This is a genomic window from Pseudomonas sp. BF-R-26, assembly GCF_019947395.1.
GTDB lineage: Bacteria > Pseudomonadota > Gammaproteobacteria > Pseudomonadales > Pseudomonadaceae > Aquipseudomonas > Aquipseudomonas farris.
Map to the genome: position 1 here is coordinate 170,518 of NZ_JAGYGK010000008.1, position 14,439 is coordinate 184,956.

The 14,439-nt window shown below is 59.2% G+C and carries 12 protein-coding genes; 9 read left to right on the forward strand and 3 right to left on the reverse strand.

The genetic code is table 11. The features are described 5' to 3' along the window. Nucleotides 1–71: 71 nt before the first annotated feature. Nucleotides 72–470: a MerR family transcriptional regulator gene (locus KGB18_RS13915; RefSeq protein WP_052967733.1), complete on the forward strand. Its 399-nt coding sequence runs from the start codon at nucleotides 72–74 to the stop codon at nucleotides 468–470. A gap of 141 nt (nucleotides 471–611) precedes the next feature. Further along, nucleotides 612–1,511, forward strand: a complete 900-nt coding sequence (locus tag KGB18_RS13920; RefSeq protein WP_223570119.1) for a hydroxymethylglutaryl-CoA lyase — start codon at nucleotides 612–614, stop codon at nucleotides 1,509–1,511. Between the two features lie 676 nt (nucleotides 1,512–2,187). Here the strand turns inward: KGB18_RS13920 and KGB18_RS13925 are convergent. Beyond that, nucleotides 2,188–3,885 carry an AMP-binding protein gene (locus KGB18_RS13925; RefSeq protein WP_123720327.1) on the reverse strand — a complete coding sequence of 566 codons (1,698 nt, stop codon included), beginning with the start codon at nucleotides 3,883–3,885 and terminating at the stop codon, nucleotides 2,188–2,190. Between the two features lie 327 nt (nucleotides 3,886–4,212). Between KGB18_RS13925 and KGB18_RS13930 the strand changes: the two genes are divergently transcribed. Genes KGB18_RS13930 through KGB18_RS13945 form a run of 4 tightly spaced genes read left to right on the forward strand, consistent with a single transcriptional unit; the run spans nucleotide 4,213 to nucleotide 9,780 of the window. Further along, nucleotides 4,213–5,376 carry an isovaleryl-CoA dehydrogenase gene (locus tag KGB18_RS13930; RefSeq protein WP_008014292.1) on the forward strand — a complete coding sequence of 388 codons (1,164 nt, stop codon included), beginning with the start codon at nucleotides 4,213–4,215 and terminating at the stop codon, nucleotides 5,374–5,376. Between the two features lie 12 nt (nucleotides 5,377–5,388). Further along, nucleotides 5,389–6,996 carry a carboxyl transferase domain-containing protein gene (locus KGB18_RS13935; RefSeq protein ID WP_123720328.1) on the forward strand — a complete coding sequence of 536 codons (1,608 nt, stop codon included), beginning with the start codon at nucleotides 5,389–5,391 and terminating at the stop codon, nucleotides 6,994–6,996. A gap of 13 nt (nucleotides 6,997–7,009) precedes the next feature. Beyond that, complete coding sequence (locus KGB18_RS13940) at nucleotides 7,010–7,825, forward strand: gamma-carboxygeranoyl-CoA hydratase (RefSeq protein ID WP_123720329.1); 816 nt, start codon at nucleotides 7,010–7,012, stop codon at nucleotides 7,823–7,825. After that, nucleotides 7,825–9,780 carry an acetyl/propionyl/methylcrotonyl-CoA carboxylase subunit alpha gene (locus KGB18_RS13945; protein ID WP_123720330.1) on the forward strand — a complete coding sequence of 652 codons (1,956 nt, stop codon included), beginning with the start codon at nucleotides 7,825–7,827 and terminating at the stop codon, nucleotides 9,778–9,780. The genes KGB18_RS13940 and KGB18_RS13945 overlap by 1 nt, the downstream gene beginning before the upstream one ends. Before the next feature lie 39 nt (nucleotides 9,781–9,819). On the opposite strand, the gene KGB18_RS13950 is transcribed toward KGB18_RS13945, so the two are convergent. Beyond that, complete coding sequence (locus KGB18_RS13950) at nucleotides 9,820–10,485, reverse strand: LexA family protein (protein ID WP_123720331.1); 666 nt, start codon at nucleotides 10,483–10,485, stop codon at nucleotides 9,820–9,822. Nucleotides 10,486–10,614: 129 nt separating this feature from the next. Between KGB18_RS13950 and KGB18_RS13955 the strand changes: the two genes are divergently transcribed. Beyond that, nucleotides 10,615–10,956 (forward strand): DUF6124 family protein, encoded by a 342-nt coding sequence (locus KGB18_RS13955; RefSeq protein WP_123720332.1) that lies wholly within the window; start codon nucleotides 10,615–10,617, stop codon nucleotides 10,954–10,956. A 485-nt stretch (nucleotides 10,957–11,441) separates the two neighbouring features. Further along, the gene (locus KGB18_RS13960) at nucleotides 11,442–12,593 is read left to right on the forward strand and encodes a M14-type cytosolic carboxypeptidase (RefSeq protein WP_123720333.1); all 1,152 of its coding nucleotides are present in this window, start codon (nucleotides 11,442–11,444) and stop codon (nucleotides 12,591–12,593) included. A gap of 86 nt (nucleotides 12,594–12,679) precedes the next feature. On the opposite strand, the gene KGB18_RS13965 is transcribed toward KGB18_RS13960, so the two are convergent. After that, nucleotides 12,680–13,126 (reverse strand): winged helix-turn-helix transcriptional regulator, encoded by a 447-nt coding sequence (locus KGB18_RS13965; protein ID WP_123720445.1) that lies wholly within the window; start codon nucleotides 13,124–13,126, stop codon nucleotides 12,680–12,682. A gap of 96 nt (nucleotides 13,127–13,222) precedes the next feature. Here KGB18_RS13965 and KGB18_RS13970 point away from each other — a divergent pair, with 96 nt between their 5' ends. Beyond that, nucleotides 13,223–14,422, forward strand: a complete 1,200-nt coding sequence (locus tag KGB18_RS13970; RefSeq protein WP_201060946.1) for an MFS transporter — start codon at nucleotides 13,223–13,225, stop codon at nucleotides 14,420–14,422. Nucleotides 14,423–14,439 lie beyond the last annotated feature (17 nt).

Here is a 14,439-nt window from a genome sequence, read left to right on the forward strand (position 1 = left end):
AGATCCATGCCCCTTGACGTAAACGTCAACCTGCCATTAGCTTAGCGCCATGACCTTTTTCGAGCGCTTCCATGAGCAGCCAGACCTATAGCATTTCCGACCTCGCCCGCGAGCTCGACATCACCACCCGGGCCATTCGCTTCTATGAAGAGCAAGGCCTGCTCAGCCCCGAGCGTCGTGGCCAGGAACGCATTTATTCGCCCCGTGACAAGGTCAGCCTGAAGCTGATCCTGCGGGGCAAGCGCATTGGTTTTTCCCTGGCCGAATGCCGCGAGCTGATCGAGCTCTATGACCCCTCCAGCGGTAACACCAAGCAACTGCACAGCATGCTGGCGAAAATCGCCGAACGTCGGGAACAACTCGAACAGCAATTGCTGGACATCGAACAGATGAAACTGGAACTCGACACGGCTGAAGAGCGCTGTACTCAGGCGCTGGAACAGACGATCAAGAGCCAGCAAGCGGTTTAACAATCCCATTGTGGGAGCGAGCCTGCTCGCGATGGCGGTAGCGCATTCAGCACTCATGTCGACTGACCCGACGCTATCGCGAGCAGGCCCGCTCCCACAGGGTTCTCTGAACATTCAGACAATCAACACAGGTCGATTCCCATGTCCCTACCCACCCACGTACGCCTGGTCGAAGTCGGCCCTCGCGACGGTCTGCAAAACGAAGCCCAGCCCATCAGCGTCGCGGACAAGGTGCAACTGGTCGACGCGCTGACAGCCGCAGGTCTGGGTTATATAGAAGTCGGCAGTTTCGTCTCGCCCAAATGGGTGCCGCAAATGGCCGGTTCCGCCGAGGTCTTCGCGCAAATCCAGCGCAAGCCGGGCGTGACCTATGGCGCCCTCGCCCCCAACCTGCGGGGCTTTGAAGATGCCATCGCCGCCGGGGTCAAGGAAGTCGCCGTATTCGCTGCAGCATCCGAAGCGTTTTCCCAGCGCAACATCAATTGCTCGATCAGCGAGAGCCTGGAGCGCTTCGTGCCGATCATGGACGCCGCCAAACAACACGGCGTCAGTGTGCGCGGTTACGTGTCCTGCGTGCTGGGCTGCCCTTACGAAGGTGACATCGCACCGGAACAAGTCGCCCGGGTTGCTCGCGAGCTCTATGCGATGGGCTGCTACGAGGTTTCGCTGGGAGACACCATCGGCACCGGCACCGCTGGCGCGACCCGCAAGATGTTCGAAGTGGTTTCGGCTGACGTACCACGTGAAAAACTGGCCGGACACTTTCACGATACCTATGGCCAAGCCATGGCCAACATCTACGCCAGCCTGCTGGAAGGCATCGCGGTGTTCGACAGCTCCATCGCCGGCCTTGGCGGTTGCCCGTACGCCAAGGGCGCCAGCGGTAATGTCGCGACCGAAGACGTGGTTTACCTGCTCAATGGCCTGGGCATCGAGACCGGAATCAACCTGGACGCCTTGATTCGGGCCGGTCAGCAGATTTGCGCAGTGCTGGGGCGCCCGACCGGTTCGCGCGTGGCCAAGGCCCGCAGCGCGCAGTGACAGGTGTGGATGTGTCCGGGTGTTACCGCGTGCTCTGAAACGTGGGCGGAAACGAGTAACACGGAAACAAATTGTCGGGTTTGGCTTGGATGAAAAATCCTACGAAAAACTCAAAGTATTGAATTTAAAGGGTTTTTAAAAGTTGGCACGCCTTCTGCTATCTCTATGGCATAACAAGAATAAAAACTGCAAACCAATAAAAATAAGACGTAACGACTCTGACATAACAAGAACAACACGGCAGAGACGCAGCTAACAGATTTTTTTGGAGAGGATGTGCTTTTCAGGGTGCTTTTCGAAGTAACCCGCAACCGGGCAGAGAACAATAAAACTACCTTCAGGTAGCTCCCGAACTGGTTGGATCGCTTAGCGAAAAAGTAGATCAGCGCTCAAAAAAATACGTTTGCTCTTGATCCCGGATGGGGATCGACAAAAACAGCGGTAAAGGGCCACGGTTACCAAAAACAACAACAGACCGCCCCTCAATAATAAAAAAAGAGCACGTACGACAAAATTAAAGGGGAGCTTCGGCTCCCCTTTGTGCTTTCTTGCCTTTCGGTTTTTCTCGATCCAAATGTGGGAGCGGGCTTGCTCGCAAATGCGGTGTGTCAGTCAATACTAATGGTGACTGATCCCCCGCATTTGCGAGCAAGCCCGCTCCCACACTGGTTATGCGTCAGGCGTTTTTACTGCGCAGCTCCTCAATGCTGATCTCTCGCATCCGAAACTTCTGGATCTTGCCGGTCACCGTCATCGGAAACTCCTCGACGAACTTGAAGTAACGCGGCGTCTTGAAGTGTGCAATGCGCTCCTTGCACCAGGTTTGCAGTTCCTGCTCGGTGGCGCTGTGGCCGGGGTGGAATTTGATCCAGGCGACGATCTCTTCGCCGTAGCGGGAGCAAGGAATGCCGATCACCTGCACGTCGGCTACCGCCGGGTGGGTAAAGAAGAACTCTTCCAGCTCCCTTGGGTAAACATTCTCTCCGCCGCGGATGATCATGTCTTTGTTACGCCCGGCGATGCACACGTAGCCTTCGTCGTTCATGCTCGCCAGATCGCCGGTGTGCATCCAGCCCGCCTCATCGATAGCCTCGGCGGTGCCTTGCGGGTTATTCCAGTAGCCGAGCATCACGCTGTAGCCCCGAGTACACAACTCACCGATGGTGCCGCGCGGTACCAGGTTGCCCGCCTCGTCGATGATTTTGCTTTCCAGTTGCGGCTGGGTTCGGCCAACGGTGGTGACACGCAATTCCAGCTCGTCTGACGGACCGGTCTGCAAAGACACGGGGCTGGTTTCCGTCATGCCGTAGGCAATTTGCACTTCGCTCATGTGCATTTCGCTGATAACCCGGCGCATTACCTCGATCGGACAGGTCGCCCCGGCCATGATCCCGGTGCGCAGGCTCGACAAATCAAATTCGGCACGCTTGGGCTGATCGAGCATGGCGATGAACATGGTCGGCACGCCGTAAAGCGCGGTGGCTTTTTCTTCGGCGACGGTGCTCAGCGTCAGCAATGGATCGAAGACGTCGTTGGGGTAAATCATGGTGCTGGCGTGGGTGACGCAGCCAAGATTGCCCATGACCATGCCGAAGCAGTGATACAGCGGCACCGGAATCACCAGCCGATCATTGGCCGTCAGCCCGAGGCTTTCGCCGACCATGTAACCGTTGTTGAGAATGTTGTAGTGGCTGAGGGTCGCGCCCTTGGGGAAACCGGTGGTGCCGGAGGTGTACTGGATGTTCACCGCCTGATCGAAATGCAGGCTGTCCTGGCGTTCGCGCAATTGCTCGACCGACACGCTGGCCGCCAGATCGGTCAACTGCGACCACGGCAGGAAACCCGATGGCGGCTGCTCATCCAGGCTGATCACCCCGCGCAGTTCCGGCAGGCGTTCGCTCTGCAACTGGCCGATGGATTGCTCCGCCAATTCCGGTACCAGCCCTTGCAGCATGCCGTGATAGTCGGAGGTCTTGAAAGCCCCGGCACAGACCAACCATTGGCAACCGGACTGCTTCAACACGTATTCGAGTTCGGAACTGCGGTAAGCCGGATTGATGTTGACCAGGATCACGCCGATTTTCGCGCTGGCGAACTGGCTGATGCACCACTGGGCACAATTCGGCGCCCAGATGCCGAGCCGGTCACCAGCCTGCAAGCCCAGCGCCAACAACGCTCTGGCGTGCAGATCGACGGTTTCTGACAACTGCTGCCAGCTGTAGCGCAACTGCTGATGGCGCACGACCAGCGCCTCCCCGTTCGGGTATTGCGCGACCGTGTTATCAAACGCCTGACCGATGGTCATCGCCAGCAAGGCTTTGTCCTGGGAACCACGGGTATAGCTGCGCTGCGGGTTTGCACTGGGTTGATCCATGACGACCCCTATTGTCTTTATTAGTGGGTTTGACCGGCGACCTGTGGGAGCGGGCTTGTGTGGCGAGGGGGCTTGCCCCCGTTGGGCCGCGCAGCGGACCCAAGATCTGCGAGCGCTGCGCACTCGAACGGGGGCAAGCCCCCTCGCCACACAAGCTCCCTCGCCACAGAGTGCGACGCTGGTCTTTCAGAACTGGCTCTACTCTCGCCCAAGTTGACGTTAACGTAAAGGGTGATTGACAGCTATTCATCACAGGCTTACGTTAACGTAAAGGTGAGAGCCGAATCACTGCCCTCCCCACCCTACAAAAAAGCCAAAAGGTGCCCCATGAGCTACCCATCCCTGAACTTTGCCCTCGGTGAAACCATCGACATGCTGCGCGATCAGGTTCAGTCCTTCGTCGCCAAAGAGATCGCCCCGCGCGCTGCTCAGATCGACATCGACAACCTGTTCCCCGCCGACCTGTGGCGCAAATTCGGCGACATGGGCCTGCTGGGTATCACCGTGCCGGAAGAGTACGGCGGCGCGGGCCTGGGCTATCTGGCGCACGTCGTCGCCATGGAAGAAATCAGCCGTGGTTCGGCCTCGGTCGCCCTGTCCTACGGCGCCCACTCCAACCTCTGCGTCAACCAGATCAACCGCAACGGTACACACGAACAGAAAAGCAAATACCTGCCGAAACTGATCAGCGGCGAGCACATCGGTGCCCTGGCCATGAGCGAACCGAATGCCGGCTCCGACGTGGTCTCGATGAAACTGCGCGCCGACAAACGTGGCGACCACTACGTGCTCAACGGCAGCAAGACCTGGATCACCAACGGCCCCGACGCCAATACTTACGTGATCTACGCCAAGACCGACCTGGAAAAAGGCCCGCACGGTATTACCGCGTTCATCGTCGAGCGCGACTGGAAAGGCTTCAGCCGCAGCAGCAAGTTCGACAAGCTCGGCATGCGCGGTTCGAACACCTGCGAGCTGTTTTTCGATGACGTTGAAGTGCCGGAAGAAAACATCCTCGGCGTGCTCAATGGCGGTGTGAAAGTGCTGATGAGCGGCCTCGACTACGAGCGTGTGGTGCTCTCGGGCGGCCCGACCGGGATCATGCAGGCCTGCATGGACCTGATCGTTCCGTACATCCACGACCGCAAGCAGTTCGGCCAGAGCATCGGCGAATTCCAGCTGATCCAGGGCAAGGTCGCCGACATGTACACCCAACTCAACGCCAGCCGTGCCTACCTCTATGCGGTGGCCCAAGCGTGCGAGCGCGGCGAAACCGCGCGCAAGGACGCCGCCGGAGTCATCCTCTACAGCGCCGAATGCGCGACCCGAATGGCCCTCGACGCGATCCAGATTCTCGGCGGCAACGGCTACATCAACGAATTTCCGGCCGGTCGCCTGCTGCGTGACGCCAAGCTGTACGAAATCGGCGCTGGCACCAGTGAGATCCGTCGCATGCTCATCGGTCGCGAACTGTTCAACGAAACCCGCTAAACGGAGCTGCACATGGCTATTCTGCATACCCAGCTCAACCCCCGTTCGGCGGAGTTCACGGCCAACAGCGCGGCGATGCTCAAACAGGTCGACGCCCTGCACACCCTGCTCGCGCAAGTGCAGCAAGGTGGCGGCCCGAAGGCTCAAGAACGCCACACCTCGCGAGGCAAATTGCTGCCGCGTGAACGGATCAATCGTCTGCTCGATCCGGGTTCGCCATTTCTGGAAATAAGCCAACTGGCGGCCTACGCGGTGTATGGCGAAGACGTTCCCGCCGCTGGGGTGATTGCCGGTATCGGTCGGGTGGAAGGCGTCGAATGCATGATCGTCGCCAACGATGCCACCGTGAAAGGCGGCTCGTACTACCCGCTGACCGTGAAAAAACACCTGCGCGCACAAACCATCGCCCAGCAAAATCGCCTGCCTTGCATCTATTTGGTGGACTCCGGCGGCGCCAACTTGCCGCGTCAGGACGAAGTGTTCCCGGACCGCGAACACTTCGGGCGGATCTTCTTCAACCAGGCCAACATGAGCGCCATGGGCATTCCGCAGATTGCAGTGGTCATGGGCTCGTGCACCGCCGGTGGCGCTTATGTACCAGCGATGGCCGATGAAGCAATCATGGTCCGTCAGCAGGCAACGATTTTCCTCGCCGGCCCACCGCTGGTGAAAGCCGCGACGGGTGAAGTGGTCAGCGCCGAAGACCTCGGCGGGGCCGATGTGCACTGCAAGATTTCCGGGGTCGCCGACCATTACGCCGAGAGCGATGAACACGCCCTCGCATTAGCCCGGCGCAGCGTCGCCAACCTCAATTGGCGCAAGCTCGGTGAACTGCAACAACGCACGCCGATCGCGCCGCTGTACAGCAGCGACGAGTTGTACGGCGTGGTGTCGGCGGATGCCAAGCAACCATTCGACGTGCGTGAAGTGATTGCGCGCCTGGTCGACGGCTCTGTGTTCGATGAATTCAAGACGTTGTTCGGTACGACATTGGTATGTGGTTTTGCCCACCTGCACGGTTACCCGATCGCGATCCTCGCCAACAACGGCATCCTCTTCGCCGAAGCCGCGCAGAAAGGCGCGCACTTCATCGAACTGGCCTGCCAGCGCGGCATTCCGTTGCTGTTCCTGCAAAACATCACCGGCTTCATGGTCGGCCAGAAATACGAGGCCGGTGGCATCGCCAAGCACGGCGCGAAACTGGTGACCGCCGTGGCCTGTGCCAAGGTGCCGAAATTCACCGTGATCATCGGCGGCAGCTTCGGCGCCGGTAACTACGGCATGTGCGGGCGGGCTTACGACCCACGCTTCCTGTGGATGTGGCCGAACGCGCGGATCGGCGTGATGGGGGCCGAACAGGCGGCGGGCGTGCTGGTGCAGGTCAAGCGTGAGCAGGCCGAGCGCAGTGGTCATGGTTTCAGCGCCGAGCAGGAAGCCGAGATCAAGCAACCGATTCTCGATCAGTACGAAGAACAGGGGCATCCCTATTATTCCAGCGCTCGACTGTGGGACGACGGTGTCATCGACCCGGCGCAAACCCGCGACGTGTTGGCCCTGGCCTTGTCGGCGTCGCTGAACGCGCCTATCGAACCGAGCCGCTTCGGCGTGTTCCGGATGTGATCTGGAGAAAACCATGAGCGACTTCAACACCCTCGAACTGCTGAGCGATCCAAGGGGTTTTGCGACCTTGTGGCTCAGCCGTGAAGAAAAGAACAACGCCTTCAACGCCGAAATGATCCGCGAACTGATCCTCGCGCTGGACAAAGTGTCGAGCGATGCCAGTCTGCGTTTTCTGCTGATCCGCGGTCGCGGCAAGCATTTCAGCGCAGGCGCCGATCTGGCCTGGATGCAGCAATCGGCCGAACTCGATTACCACACCAACCTTGATGATGCCCGGGAACTCGCGGAGTTGATGTACAACCTCGCCAAGCTGAAAATTCCGACCGTGGCGGTGGTGCAAGGCGCGGCCTATGGCGGCGCGCTGGGCCTGATCAGTTGCTGCGACATGGCCATCGGTGCCGACGACGCGCAGTTCTGCCTGTCGGAAGTGCGCATTGGCCTCGCGCCGGCGGTCATCAGCCCGTTCGTGGTGCAAGCCATCGGCGAACGCGCGGCACGGCGCTATGCCTTGACCGCCGAACGTTTCGGCGGGCAGCGGGCTCGGGAAATCGGCTTGTTGTCGGAAAGCTACCCGATGGCTGAACTGGAACAGAAAGTCGATCAGTGGATCGACAACCTGCTGCTCAACAGTCCGGCGGCCATGCGCGCCAGCAAGGATTTACTGCGTGAAGTCGGCCATGGCGCGCTGACCCCGGCGCTACGACGCTACACCGAGAACGCCATCGCCCGAATCCGCGTCAGTCCCGAAGGCCAGGAAGGCCTGCGCGCCTTCCTGCAAAAACGTCCGCCGAACTGGCAAGCCGAAACCACCCTCAAGGAGCCGCGTTGATGAGCGCACCTGTTCTCACCACTTTGCTGGTAGCCAACCGCGGCGAAATCGCTTGCCGAGTGATGCGCACCGCCAAGGCTCTGGGCCTGACCACCGTGGCCGTGCACAGCGCCACCGACCGTGACGCCCGGCACAGCCGCGAAGCCGATATACGCGTCGACCTGGGCGGCAGCAAAGCCGCCGACAGTTACCTGCAAATCGACAAACTGATCGCTGCCGCGAAAGCCAGCGGCGCTCAGGCGATTCATCCCGGTTATGGCTTTCTCTCGGAAAACGCCGGGTTCGCCCGCGCGATCGAAGCGGCCGGCCTGATCTTTCTCGGCCCGCCCGCCTCGGCCATTGACGCCATGGGCAGCAAGTCCGCGGCCAAAGCCTTGATGGAAACCGCCGGCGTACCACTGGTTCCCGGCTATCACGGCGAAGCTCAGGACCTCGATACCTTCCGCGATGCCTGCGAACGCATCGGTTATCCGGTGCTGCTCAAAGCCACGGCGGGCGGCGGCGGCAAAGGCATGAAAGTGGTCGAGGACGTCAGCCAACTGGCCGAAGCCCTGGCCTCGGCGCAACGTGAAGCGCTGTCGTCGTTCGGTGACTCGCGGATGTTGGTGGAAAAGTACCTGCTCAAGCCACGCCACGTGGAAATCCAGGTGTTCGCCGACCAGCATGGCAACTGTCTGTACCTCAACGAACGTGATTGCTCGATTCAGCGCCGGCATCAGAAAGTCGTCGAAGAAGCCCCGGCTCCGGGTCTGAGCCCGGAACTGCGTCGGGCCATGGGTGAAGCCGCTGTGCGCTCGGCACAGGCCATCGGTTACGTCGGTGCCGGCACCGTGGAATTTTTGCTGGATGCGCGCGGTGAGTTCTTCTTCATGGAGATGAACACGCGCTTGCAAGTTGAACACCCGGTCACCGAAGCCATCACCGGACTCGACCTGGTGGCCTGGCAGATTCGCGTGGCTCGCGGTGAAGCGCTGCCAATGACTCAAGACCAGGTGCCGCTGATCGGCCACGCGATCGAAGTGCGGCTGTATGCCGAAGACCCGAGCAACGATTTTCTACCGGCCACCGGACGTCTGGCGTTGTACCGCGAGTCTGCCGAAGGACCGGGTCGTCGCGTGGACAGTGGCGTCGAAGAAGGCGATGAGATTTCGCCGTTCTACGACCCGATGCTCGGCAAACTGATTGCCTGGGGCGAAGACCGTGAACAGGCGCGGCTGCGTTTGCTGAGCATGCTTGATGAGTTTGCCATTGGCGGCCTGAAAACCAACATCAACTTCCTGCGCCGGATCATCGGCCATCCGGCGTTTGCCGCGGCCGAACTCGATACCGGGTTCATTCCGCGTTATCAGGAACAACTGCTGCCAGCACCTTCAGACCTCAGCGATGAATTCTGGCAAGCGGCCGCGCAGGCATTTGCCCAGAGTCAGCCGAGCACGACCCGCGCTGATGACCTGATTTCGCCTTGGGGTATCGGCAACGGATTCCGTGCCGGACTGCCGACAGAAATCACCCTGCATTTGAGTTGCGAAGGGCAAGACCGGGCGCTGACCTTGGGCGATGCCGACGTTCATACCGCACAGCTCAAGGGTGAATACCTGCTGACCGAACACAACGGCTTGCGCCGCCAGCATCGGGCAATCCGCCGTGGCGATATGCTGTATCTGCAATGGGACGGTGAACTGCGCCGCATCGAGGCGTACGACCCGATCAGCGCTGTCGAAGCCAGTCACAGCCATCAGGGCGGACTCACCGCGCCCATGAACGGCAGCATCGTGCGAGTGCTGGTGGAGGCCGGGCAAACGGTCGAAGCCGGGGCGCAATTGGTGGTGCTGGAAGCGATGAAAATGGAGCACAGCATTCGCGCGCCCCACGCTGGGATTATCAAAGCGCTGTATTGCCAGGAAGGCGAGATGGTCAGCGAAGGCAGTGCGTTGGTGGAGTTGGAACACGCGTGAAATGAAGATCGGTCCTACGCGTTGCGAGGACCGATCTGATTAGAATTTGGCAGTCGCCTGAACCACTACGCCGATGATTCGGCATTCTTCGGTGTAAAGGGCTTTCGGATAGGTCGGATTGAGCGGGACCAGATAACGCTGCCCGCCCTCTTCGATCAATTTGCGAAAAACCGCCTCGGCGCTGCCGGGCCATTGGGCGATCACCAGTTTGCCAGGCTCCGGCACGATGGCCGGGTCCACCAGAATCAGCATGTCCGCAGCAATGCTCACACCCGAGGGTGCAGTCATCGCATCGCCAACCACCACCAGCCAGAACGCCGCGCCCTGTGCGTGGTAGTCGGACAGCTCGAAGCGCGGCTTGCTGACAGCCGATGAAGCGCCGTAGCTCAATAACTCTCCGTCGCGCACCACCCCGGTTTCCCGCCAGTCACTGACCGGGTAGCGAAAGTACGGGTTGTACTTTTGCGTCAGAGAGATCTCCTCATCCTGTGAGACCTGCGGTTCCCTGATCACCATCGCGACTTCCAGATAGTCCATTCCCAGCGCCTGCAAGACACGGTTCATCTCTTGGATGCGGGGCTGACGACGTTTATTCAGCCAATGGCCGACGCCGCCCTGGGACATTCCGATGCGCTCGGCGAGTATCTCTTGAGTGACTTTGAGTTCACTCATTTTGGCCTTGACCAATTCAATCCATTTATCCATGTGCGGCACGATACGTGGGGTACTCCGACCAACAAAACACAAATTGTAGTATTTAAATTCAAGACACAAATACAGTACGTACTAAGCTGGGCTCACGGATTTGAATCTATCACGGAGCTTGCCATCGTCATGACCATCCCCAGCATTACCCTGCCTGACACGCAATTCGACACTACGCTCAACTCGCCAAAAGGCTCTGCCGCCGCGCAGCGGGCGCTGGACTATTACTTGAAACCAGCTGTGTCAGAAGAGGTCAGCGAAGAACGTTTCTTCGATGTGAACCGTAACATCAGCAGCGAAGAGGCACTGGTCCATGCTTCGGATCTGTTGCGATGTGCCGCCGCCACCGCGCATGAATCAGCCAACCAGCTGCAGGGCGCAAGCCGGGATCTGGCGTTTTCGACGGTGCACATGATCGACATGGCCAAGGCGATGGTCGACCGGTCCCTGGAGGGCAATCAGAACGATTGACGAGGAAGCGCTTTGGAGGAGGACAGGAAAAATTTTCCAATCGCGCAGATAAAAACATTTGACTTGCAAATGATAATGATTATTATTGCACCAACTGGTCGCGAGATCAGTCGATGGCCCAAGGGACCTTAGGTCGGTCTCCTGGACTATCTCCTCATCAGGCTAATCACGGTTTTTGACCCGGCTTTTTGCCGGGTCTTTTTTTTGCCAGTTATTCTGGCTTTGGCTTCAGGCTAATGAAGTCTGTGGGTGCTGAAAATTCGATTGGCGCGGATGATATCAAATGAATATCTGTTGGCAAGAGAGGCCCGGTAGCATTGGGCCAAACTAACGCAAAATAGCACTTGAGAATCACTTGCACAGTCACTAAGCTGCATCGGCGTCAAGGAGGACGCCCCCCCTTTTCAACCCCGCAATTTCCCCCCGGTTTATCCTTCCCTTGCGTGTAAAGTAGCAGCCATAAAAATCATATTCAGGAACCGATTATGGCCGTGGGTAAATCTTCTTTCGACATCAGCGCAAACTTCGACAGCGGCAACATCGAAGTGCTGGACATCAGCAATCCTCTGCAAGCGCTGCTGGCGATCAAGCCAGACACCCGCAGCCAGCACTTCCAGTGGTTCCACTTCAAGGCCAGCGGTCTGCACGTCGGTCAAGATCATTGGTTTCGTCTGAACAACGCCAGCAAATCCTCGTACAACAAAGCCTGGGATGGCTATCAGGCGGTGGCGTCCTATGACCATGTCAACTGGTTCCGGGTGCCAACCATCTTCGAAGGCGACTGCCTGCGTTTCAGCCTCGAAGCCACTGCCACCCATGCCTGGTTCGCCTACTTCGAACCTTACAGCCGTGGCCGCCATGACTGGCTGATCGAACAGGCCCTGACCAAGGCCGGCACCGAACTGCTGGCCACCGGCAAGAGCGTTGAAGGTCGCGACATCCAGTTGTTGCGCAAGGGTACGGGTGCCGAAGGTCAGCGCAAGGTCTGGATCATCGCCCAGCAACACCCCGGCGAACACATGGCGGAATGGTTCATGGAAGGCGTGATCGAGCGCCTGGAAAAACACGACGACCCAGTGCTGAAAAAACTCCTGGCCAGCGCCGACCTGTACCTGGTGCCAAACATGAACCCGGATGGCGCCTTCCACGGTCATTTGCGCACCAACGCCATGGGTCAGGACCTGAACCGCGCGTGGCAGAACGCCAGCCAGGAAATCAGCCCGGAAGTGCTGTTCGTTCAGCAGCAGATGGAAAAGTATGGTGTCGACCTGTTCCTCGACATCCATGGCGATGAAGAAATCCCCCACGTGTTCACCGCCGGTTGCGAAGGCAACCCGGGCTATACGCCGCGGATCGAAAAACTTGAAGAACATTTCCGCAGTCATCTGAAACATCAGACCAAAGACTTCCAGACCAAACACGGTTATACCCGCGACGAGCCGGGCAAAGCCAACATGACCCTGGCCTGCAACAGCGTCGGTCAGAAGTTCGACTGCCTGTCGCTGACCCTGGAAATGCCCTTCAAAGACCACAACGACGCACCGAACCCGCTGACCGGCTGGTCCGGCAAACGCTCGAAGCAGCTGGGCAAGGATGTGCTGGCGACCATCGCCGACATGGTCGATGCTCTACGTTGATTATTTAAAATCAAAAGATCGCAGCCTTCGGCAGCTCCTACAGATGTTCACAAAAATCCGTAGGAGCTGCCGAGGCTGCGATCTTTTTACTCAGCCGGGAGCCGCACACAATCCTCCGGCCCCAACAAGCGCCCATCCTCGGCACGCAATTCCAGAGCCCGCACCGGTCGACCATTCTCACGATCGACAACCCGCGAATGCGCCTCCCCCGCCTCATAGAAAAACGCCTCGCCCCACTGCCGTAACCCGATGATCAACGGGAACAGGCCCTTGCCCTTCTCCGTCAGCACGTATTCCTGATATGCGCTGCCGTCCGACGCTGGCACCAGATCGAAAATCCCATGAGCCACCAAGGTGCGCAGGCGTGCCGAGAGAATGTTTTTGGCCATGCCCAGATTGCGCTGGAACTCGCCGAATCGCCGCAGGCCATCGAACGCATCGCGCACGATCAATAACGACCACCAATCACCAATCGCGTCCAGTGAACGGGCGACCGGGCATTCGGCGCCTTCCATGCTTGTACGTTTAACCATGACCGCGTCCGCCGGCAACAAATGTGGTTGCAATATAAAACCAGACTCCCTACCGTACAACTGGTTTTATTTTGAAACCACAAAAGGAAGCCTGTGATGAAACGTGACCACCCGTTAAGCGGCGCAGTGGTGCTGCTATTTGCTGTTGCCTGCGGCCTGGCCGTCGGCAATGTGTATTACGCACAACCGCTGCTCGATGCCATGGCCGAGGCCTTCGCCATGGACCCGGCAACCATCGGCATCGTTGTCACCCTTACCCAGATCGGTTATGGCGTGGGTCTGTTGTTGCTGGTTCCGCTAGGGGATCTGCTCAACCGTCGACGGCTGATTGTTGTGCAAACCCTGCTGTCGGCGCTGGCTTTGTTGATGATCGCGTTTGCCTCGAACAGCATCTGGCTGTTGCTCGGCATGGCGCTGACCGGATTGCTGGCGGTCGTGACGCAAGTCCTTGTGGCCTACGCCGCGACCCTGGCCATCCCGGCGCAACGTGGACGAGTGGTGGGTGTGATCACCAGCGGCATTGTCGTCGGCATTCTGTTGGCACGAACGGTGGCGGGCGGCATGGCCGATCTGGCCGGTTGGCGTTCGATTTATCTGTTGTCCGCCGGGTTGACCCTGCTGATGGCGCTGCTGTTGTTTCGTGTGCTGCCCAAGCACGAAGATGCGCGACCGGAAAGCGCTTACGCCGCGTTGATCGGCTCGGTCTTCACGCTGTTCAAGGAAGAACCGGTATTGCGTCAACGGGCCATGCTCGCCCTGCTGACCTTCGCCAGCGCCATGGTGCTGTGGACACCCTTGGTATTGCCGCTGAGTGCCCCGCCGCTTTCACTTTCCCACACCGAAATCGGGCTGTTCGGCCTGGCCGGTGCCGCCGGTGCGCTGGCCGCCGCTCGCGCCGGGCATCTGGCCGATCGCGGTCTGGGGCAATGGACCAGTGGACTGTCGTTGCTGCTGATGCTTGTCTCATGGTTACCCATCGCACTCACTCAATCCTCGCTATGGGCGCTGCTGCTCGGGGTGATTACGCTGGATCTGGGTTTGCAAGCCGTTCATGTCACCAGCCAGAGCATGATCTATAGCGTGCGCCCCGAAGCGCAAAGCCGACTCACCGCTGGCTACATGCTGTTCTATTCGATCGGCAGCGCCTTGGGTTCTATCGGTTCGACGGCGATGTACGCCTGGGCGGGATGGATTGGAGTGTGTTGGCTGGGTGCGGGGATCAATGCCGTGGCGCTGATTTATTGGTGGATGACGTTGGCCACGAAGGACCGATCTGTGGAAGCAGCTTCACACTGACGCGTAGGAGCTGCCGC

Excerpts from the sequence above, each read along its gene's own strand:
- KGB18_RS13915 (WP_052967733.1), top strand. The coding sequence starts at position 72 with ATGAGCAGCCAGACCTATAGCATTTCCGACCTCGCCCGCGAGCTCGAC.
- KGB18_RS13920 (WP_223570119.1), top strand. The coding sequence starts at position 612 with ATGTCCCTACCCACCCACGTACGCCTGGTCGAAGTCGGCCCTCGCGAC.
- KGB18_RS13925 (WP_123720327.1), bottom strand. The coding sequence starts at position 3,885 with ATGGATCAACCCAGTGCAAACCCGCAGCGCAGCTATACCCGTGGTTCC.
- KGB18_RS13930 (WP_008014292.1), top strand. The coding sequence starts at position 4,213 with ATGAGCTACCCATCCCTGAACTTTGCCCTCGGTGAAACCATCGACATG.
- KGB18_RS13935 (WP_123720328.1), top strand. The coding sequence starts at position 5,389 with ATGGCTATTCTGCATACCCAGCTCAACCCCCGTTCGGCGGAGTTCACG.
- KGB18_RS13940 (WP_123720329.1), top strand. The coding sequence starts at position 7,010 with ATGAGCGACTTCAACACCCTCGAACTGCTGAGCGATCCAAGGGGTTTT.
- KGB18_RS13945 (WP_123720330.1), top strand. The coding sequence starts at position 7,825 with ATGAGCGCACCTGTTCTCACCACTTTGCTGGTAGCCAACCGCGGCGAA.
- KGB18_RS13950 (WP_123720331.1), bottom strand. The coding sequence starts at position 10,485 with ATGGATAAATGGATTGAATTGGTCAAGGCCAAAATGAGTGAACTCAAA.
- KGB18_RS13955 (WP_123720332.1), top strand. The coding sequence starts at position 10,615 with ATGACCATCCCCAGCATTACCCTGCCTGACACGCAATTCGACACTACG.
- KGB18_RS13960 (WP_123720333.1), top strand. The coding sequence starts at position 11,442 with ATGGCCGTGGGTAAATCTTCTTTCGACATCAGCGCAAACTTCGACAGC.
- KGB18_RS13965 (WP_123720445.1), bottom strand. The coding sequence starts at position 13,126 with ATGGTTAAACGTACAAGCATGGAAGGCGCCGAATGCCCGGTCGCCCGT.
- KGB18_RS13970 (WP_201060946.1), top strand. The coding sequence starts at position 13,223 with ATGAAACGTGACCACCCGTTAAGCGGCGCAGTGGTGCTGCTATTTGCT.